This window comes from Komagataeibacter swingsii, from assembly GCF_003207895.1.
Taxonomy (GTDB): domain Bacteria; phylum Pseudomonadota; class Alphaproteobacteria; order Acetobacterales; family Acetobacteraceae; genus Komagataeibacter; species Komagataeibacter swingsii.
Genome location: NZ_NKUB01000057.1, coordinates 1 through 6368, shown reverse-complemented (window position 1 = coordinate 6368; position 6368 = coordinate 1). Strand labels below are relative to the sequence as shown.

The 6368-nt window shown below is 58.6% G+C and carries 8 protein-coding genes; 3 read left to right on the top strand and 5 right to left on the bottom strand.

Features of this window, described 5'->3' with window-relative positions; translation table 11 throughout:
- Positions 1 to 434, bottom strand: a 434-nt coding sequence (locus CFR76_RS16945; protein ID WP_110557929.1) for an IS110 family RNA-guided transposase, incomplete at its 3' end; no start/stop codon positions are given.
- Between the two features lie 211 nt (positions 435 to 645).
- Between CFR76_RS16945 and CFR76_RS16940 the strand changes: the two genes are divergently transcribed.
- From CFR76_RS16940 to CFR76_RS16930, 3 genes are all read left to right on the top strand, one after another.
- On the top strand, positions 646 to 1746 hold the full coding sequence (locus tag CFR76_RS16940) for a Fic family protein (protein WP_025440215.1): 1101 nt from the start codon (positions 646 to 648) through the stop codon (positions 1744 to 1746).
- A gap of 379 nt (positions 1747 to 2125) precedes the next feature.
- Positions 2126 to 3571, top strand: coding sequence for a tyrosine-type recombinase/integrase (locus CFR76_RS16935; RefSeq protein WP_025440216.1), 1446 nt, complete (start codon positions 2126 to 2128; stop codon positions 3569 to 3571).
- A gap of 85 nt (positions 3572 to 3656) precedes the next feature.
- Positions 3657 to 4583 (top strand): ketopantoate reductase family protein, encoded by a 927-nt coding sequence (locus CFR76_RS16930; protein ID WP_007400729.1) that lies wholly within the window; start codon positions 3657 to 3659, stop codon positions 4581 to 4583.
- Between the two features lie 186 nt (positions 4584 to 4769).
- Here CFR76_RS16930 and CFR76_RS16925 read toward each other — a convergent pair whose 3' ends face one another.
- From CFR76_RS16925 to CFR76_RS16910, 4 genes are all read right to left on the bottom strand, one after another.
- The gene (locus tag CFR76_RS16925; RefSeq protein ID WP_025440217.1) at positions 4770 to 5162 is read right to left on the bottom strand and encodes a type II toxin-antitoxin system death-on-curing family toxin; all 393 of its coding nucleotides are present in this window, start codon (positions 5160 to 5162) and stop codon (positions 4770 to 4772) included.
- Positions 5159 to 5386, bottom strand: a complete 228-nt coding sequence (locus CFR76_RS16920; protein ID WP_007396477.1) for an AbrB/MazE/SpoVT family DNA-binding domain-containing protein — start codon at positions 5384 to 5386, stop codon at positions 5159 to 5161. The genes CFR76_RS16925 and CFR76_RS16920 overlap by 4 nt, the downstream gene beginning before the upstream one ends.
- Before the next feature lie 173 nt (positions 5387 to 5559).
- A complete protein-coding gene (locus CFR76_RS16915) occupies positions 5560 to 5943 on the bottom strand; it encodes a type II toxin-antitoxin system VapC family toxin (RefSeq protein WP_025440218.1) in 384 nt (127 codons plus the stop codon).
- A complete protein-coding gene (locus tag CFR76_RS16910; protein ID WP_081500018.1) occupies positions 5940 to 6236 on the bottom strand; it encodes a type II toxin-antitoxin system Phd/YefM family antitoxin in 297 nt (98 codons plus the stop codon). Before CFR76_RS16910 ends, CFR76_RS16915 begins: the two co-directional genes overlap by 4 nt.
- Positions 6237 to 6368 lie beyond the last annotated feature (132 nt).

Below are 6368 nucleotides of genomic sequence, written 5' to 3'. Positions count from 1 at the left end.
GCAAGGTGCCCCCGCAGGGCATTGACCTGCATGGTTCTTTGACGCACCAGCAAATCCCTCGTCTTGTGCTGAAGCAACGCTGCCTGCTGAGCCGGTGACCTGACTGGCACGAAGCGCATCGTCGGGCGGGTCACCGCCTCGCAGATCGCCCCGGCGTCAGCGGCATCAGTTTTACCCCGCTTGACGTAGGGCTTCACATAGACCGGCGGCATCATCCTGACCGTATGTCCGAAAGCCGCAATCGAGCGCGCCCGGTAATGCGACGTGCCACACGCTTCCATACCGACCAGGCATGGCGGGCGTGTTTCAAAAAACCGGAGAACTTCACCGCGCCGTAAGCGACGGCGTACGAGAATGTTCCCAAGACTATCGATCCCATGCACCTGTAAAACATTCTTGGCCAGGTCGAGGCCAATCGTCGAAATCGTTCCCATAGCTGGCTCCATGCGTTGCAGACGGTGACGATTTCATCCTCGCACATTTCGTGCGAGGGCCGTCCACAACATCACCTCTCATTATGGAATGCTGCGGGCCACTCTGGGTTCATACGCAGCATAATCCGTCACGCCGAAGGATCGATTGATTAGACTTCTATCAATCATAAAAATGCGATAGAATGATTGATAGAGCCTTGGGATATCAATCATGCTTTGGAATTGGCAGCTTCCGGACTGGCCACATTTTCACTTCGAGAAAAGCTGTCTGCGAGACGCCGAAACGGAGTTCCTGAAAGGTTCAGGCGTGGTCGTCGGTGCGATGCAGCATCTGGACAAAGACGCCAATCAGCATCTTGTCGTTCAACTCATGTCGCAAGAAACGGTCGAGAGCTCCGCTATTGAAGGCGAGGTGCTTGATCGGGCCAGTGTGCAATCGTCGATTGCGCGACACCTTGGCTTCGCCACAGACAGGCGACGTTCTACGCCAACTGAGGCCGGGGCCGCTGAATTGATGGCGGACCTCTATCGGCATTATGCGGCCCCTTTGACTGACCAGAGTCTCTTTGAGTGGCATGCCATGCTCATGAATGGTCGGCGAGATCTGGATGTCATTGGCGGGTATCGGACGCATGCCAAGGCAATGCAGATTATCTCCGGCCCCATCCATGCGCCGCACATCCACTTCGAAGCCCCGCCATCTCGAAGCGTCCCTTCGGAGCTGGCGCAGTTTATCGGCTGGTTTAACAGGACCGCCCCAGGCGGGATCGACCCCTTGCCCGCGATTGAGCGGGCTGCGATTGCCCATCTGTGGTTTGAGACCATTCATCCCTTTGAAGATGGAAATGGTCGCATCGGACGGGCTATTGCTGAAAAAGCATTGGCGCAAACCCTCGCAGCCCCAACGCTGACGGCGTTGGCCGCGACCATTAATACATACAAGAAAGCGTATTATCTCGAACTGCATCGGGCCAGCAAGACGAACCAGATAGAGAACTGGATGGTCTGGTTCTCTCAGGTCGTGTTGGAGGCGCAATCCCGCACGCTTCGGAACATCCGGTTTCTTATTGAGAAAACGCGGTTTCTGGATCGCTTACGCGGAAAACTGAACATTCGTCAGGAGAAGGCCATGCTTCGAATGCTGGCAGAAGGGCCTGATGGTTTTCAAGGTGGCCTGAGTGCCCAGAATTATCGGTCGATTACAGGGGCGACGTCTGCCACGGCGACGCGTGATCTGGTTGATCTGGTGGCGCTTGGTGCTCTTATTCGGACAGGAGAAAACCGGTATGCCCGGTATTCCCTTCGTCTCTGACAAACATGTAGTTTACTGTTCAACCACGAAAAAACCTTCAAGGTCGCTGCATTATGGACGCGGATAATCTGACAGAGCTCCCGACCGCGCTGGATGGCATTTTCTGCCACGATTAACTGGACGGTGCCAAATAGGTGGTTGGTAAAATAGGATTTCTGTTCCCATTCATGAGGCATTTCGACAAAAATCCCAAAATGCGCTTGTTCCAGAGCCTTTCCACCCTACCTGCCTGTCTGCCCCTCCCCTGCTGCCCGCGTAGCGGTCGGCTCTGTCCTGCCGAACCGATCGCCCAGCCTAGGCCGGGCCAGCGGAAAAGAGGCAGCGGCGACCCCGGTCACCTTTTCTGCACCCAGGGGTCTTCGGACCGGGAAAGCCGGTCATGCTGAGCGACATCCGCATCCTCGGCTCCAGCAGGCGCGCGCAGGCCGCGCTGCACGCCCGCGTTGACCATTTGACACGACAGCGTCTGGCCGAGACACAGGACCCGGCGCGCTGGCGCGAAATCCTCTCGACCGCGCGTTTCACCCCGCCCCTGCCCCTGCTTCTGGCGGGCATCGAATTGCCGGACGGTAGCTATTCCCCGGATACCCCCCTCGCCCAGGGCGTGCCGTATGCGTCGGCAGCCCAGCAGATGGCTCAGGACCACGTTACGGATGTCCCATCGGGGTTCGAACTGGCCGTCGGACTAGAAATCGATGATGGCATGCCCAGCTTCCTGGCCTGGTTCCGGCCGATCCAGCCCGTAGGAGCCTGTCCCAAGACGGCAGACGCATCGCCTCCTGCGCCCGTCGGCCAGCCGGCTGCTGCCGTCGCGCAATGGTTTTCCGTCGTCTCGGCACAACCCGTACCCGAACATGATGGCCGCCTGGCTACGGCCCGTCAGGCCGCCGATGCCTATATGCACCGCAGCAAGGCCGAGAACACGCTGCGCACCTATCGCGCCGCCGTGCGGTCCTGGTGCCGATGGGCTGCCGGCCATGCCCTGCTCGCCCTGCCGGCCCGCGGCGAGGATGTTGCCGCCTATCTGGCCGACATGGCGCTGCAGGGCCGCAGGACCAGCACCATCGACCTGCATCGGGCCGCCCTGCGCTACCTGCATCACCTGGCGCAGATTGCCGTACCCACCGCCCACCCGATGGTGACCGCAACGCTTGCCGGCATCCGGCGGGAGGCAAAGGAGACCCTGCCCCGCCAGAAAACCGCGCTCACCTGGGACAGGCTGGTCCGGGTCGTCGAAGCCATCAGTCCACATGATCTGGTCGGTGCGCGGGACCGGGCCATTCTTCTGCTCGGTTTTGCCGGCGCATTCCGGCGCTCGGAACTTGCCGCACTAAAGGTGGAAGACATCACGGTGGACGAGGATGGAATGCAGATCCGGCTGGGCCGGTCCAAGGGTGATCCCCAGCGCAAGGGCGCGCTGGTCGGCATCCCGCGGGGCCTGACCCGGAACTGCCCGGTTCTGGCGTACGAGACCTGGCTCCGGCAGGCCGGGATCACGGAAGGTCCTGTCTTCCGGCGCATCTGGTCCGCGCGGGGCCACAGGGCGGGCACCACTCCCGTCGGAACCCCGCCCAGGATCGGGCCGCATACCCTGTCGGATCGGGCGGTCACGGACATCATCCGCAAGCGATGCGGTGATACCCACCTCGAAGGGGACTTTGGCGGGCACAGTCTGCGCCGCGGCGCCATCACCACGGGGGCGAAAGACGGGTATGATCTTCTGGAACTGAAGCGCTTCTCGCGGCACAAAAGCCTTCAGGTCGTCGAGACCTATATCGACGCGGCCAGCATCAAGGCCCGGCACCCGGGAAGATCGAGATTCTGAGCCTGTCTTGACCCCTGCCTCCAGAGCGCTTCAACTCGTCTTCAACCGCAGCACATCAGGCGGGTCAAAGAGAGGAAACAGCGTCATGGGCTCGAGAATTCTTGTTGTCGGCGCGGGTGCCGTGGGTGGGTATTTTGGCGCGCGCATGGCCAGCGCCGGGCATGACGTGACCTTTCTGGTGCGCGAAAGGCGCCTGCAGCAGCTCCGTGCCGAGGGGCTGTGCCTGATCAGTTCCGTGGGCGACGCCACCATCGCCCCCCGGATGGTGATGGCCGGTGGGATTGAGGGTCCCTACGACATCATCCTGCTCAGCGTAAAAGCCTATTCCATGACGGCGGCAATGAACGATTTCGCGCCTGCGGTGGGACCGCAGACACGGATTGTCCCGCTTCTCAACGGCATGCAGCATCTTGATATTCTGGCAGACCGCTTTGGCCCTGCCGCGGTCATGGGAGGCACGTGCTTTATCGTCAGCATGCTTGATGCGCAGGGGCGCATTGTCCAGACGGGTTCTCTGCCCCGTCTTTCGATTGGAGATCGGGTAGGCGGCGATACGCCAGTGACACGCAGTATTGCGGAAGCCCTGTCGGGTTCCGGATTTGAAACGGTGTGTTCCACCCACATCCTGCAGGACATGTGGGACAAATGGGTCCTGCTCGCCTCCCTGGGCAGCATCTGCTGCCTGATGCGCGGAACCGTGGGGGATGTCGCCAGCCAGCCAGCAGGTCAGGCCTTTGCGCAGGCGGTCATCCATGAATGTGCGTCAACGGCGGCGGCGGCTGGTTATCCCCTACGGGATGCCACGCTGAAGGGCACTGTCAGTCTCCTGACGAAAACGGACTCCACCCTGACGTCCTCCATGTTCCGGGATCTGCTGCAGGATGCTCCTGTGGAAGCACAACAGATTATTGGTGACCTGGTCAGGCGGGCATGCGCGCTTCAGATCCCTACGCCCATCCTGGATCTCACCGATCTGAATCTGCGCGTGTATGAACAACAAAGGCACGCATGAAGAGGCACAGTGCAGATACGACGTCCCAGCGGACATATCCACTTCACAGATCATGCCCGCCTTGCTCAAAGATAATTTCTCCCTGCATGAACAGCCGGAATGGAACGTCTAACTTGAGGGAAATCTGACAGTTCGTTGAACGGCGGAGATGAGGCGTAAGCGGACATATCCGTGTCAGCAATACTCTTATGGAAGTTGATGCTTCCGCAGCCAAAGGGCGAATTCTGTCTCATCGATTTTTCTTTCGACCAGAGCGACCATGCGCTCCACCACGTCAGGCGCAGTGATGGCGACGTTCTGGCCGTTTGCTTTGAGAAACAACACACAGCAGGCCCAGCCAGTCCGCTTGTTGGCATCATTGAACGGGTGGTTGCCCGCAATGCCGAAGGCATAGGCGGCGGCGATGTCAAACAGATCGACAGGAACTGGATCCGCGTAGTGATAGCGGTTCAACGGTCGGTCTAACGCGCTATGCAGCAAGTCCGCACTTTTGATTCCCTGCGCGCCACCATATTCGCGCAAGGCGCAATCATGCAGGAACAGCACAGCATCAACCTCGAGAAACTCCGGTTTGTTCACCGTTTCGCCAGTTCCTGAAGTGCGTCAGCCTGTTCGCGCAGCACTTCACGGGCAAGATCCATCTGGCGTTCGAGCTTGAGGTTGCGCTTCACCAGCTTAATGCCGTCAGCCAACTCGACCAATGTGAGTTCTTGCCCGATCTCCAGACCCAGTCGAATACGGGTCTCCGCCGGCAGCGTGAGCCCGACCGAATTGCCCTGCTTGCGCAGAGTGACCGTTTCCATGGCGCTCTCCTATCTTACGTCTCGTAAGATAATGAAGTTTAGATCACAATACCAGACTTCTGTTCTCTCATCCCGAGGCTAAATTGCGTGATTGTCACGATGTCCGGTATTGGAAAGGAAAAATGGGCATCCCGATGATCAACATGAAGGCATATTCTGACGGCAGTTCTGCTTCACGAACAGCGTATTCGCTTGATGGGGTAATGATCCATTTGTCCGTCTTCCGAAAGGAATGTGGCGTGTTCAACTTGCGCCTGCGCCATCAGGAGGTGGTCAAACGGATCACGATGATGCAGAGGCAAAGACATAAGGATCTGCAGGTGTTCGGGTTGTATTTGCAGCAGAGAGAAACCTTCCTCAGGAATGGCTGCCAGAATGTCGTTCATATCCGCATCCAGTTTTCCAATACGGATTTTGATCGCAATCTCCCATAATGACACGATGCTCACCAGAATATCGTGGGCCGGATCTGCGATGATCTCCCGTGCATTCTCACCCAGCCGGTTGGAGTCCGAAAGCCACCACAGCAACGCATGCGTATCGAGCAAAACCTTCACAGGCCGCGTTCCATACTTTCAAGAATATCTGCCGGTGTCTGATCAAAATCTTCGCTCATTCTGATCCGCCCGCGCAATGCGCCTGGTTGACGACGGGGACGATAGGAAGAAGCTGGCGGCCGCAGTTCAGCGACAACCTGGTCGTGAGACGTCACGAGGATCGTGCTACCCTGTCTGACCTGACGCAGATACGCCGTCAGGTTTCCCCGGAACTCCCGAACACCGATTTTCTGTGGAGATGATGCGTTATCTGAAAGATGCTGGCTCATGGTCTCCTCCTTATGTGTCATCATAGCATGTACGCACAGGGATGAGGTAAAAAATTCGGGAGTGTCCTGAAGTCTGTGTATCTGGCCTGGCCCATGGGTTTTCAGATACTCAAGCGGCGAAGCGCTCGCCGAACATTATGGCGAACTGGTTGCGGG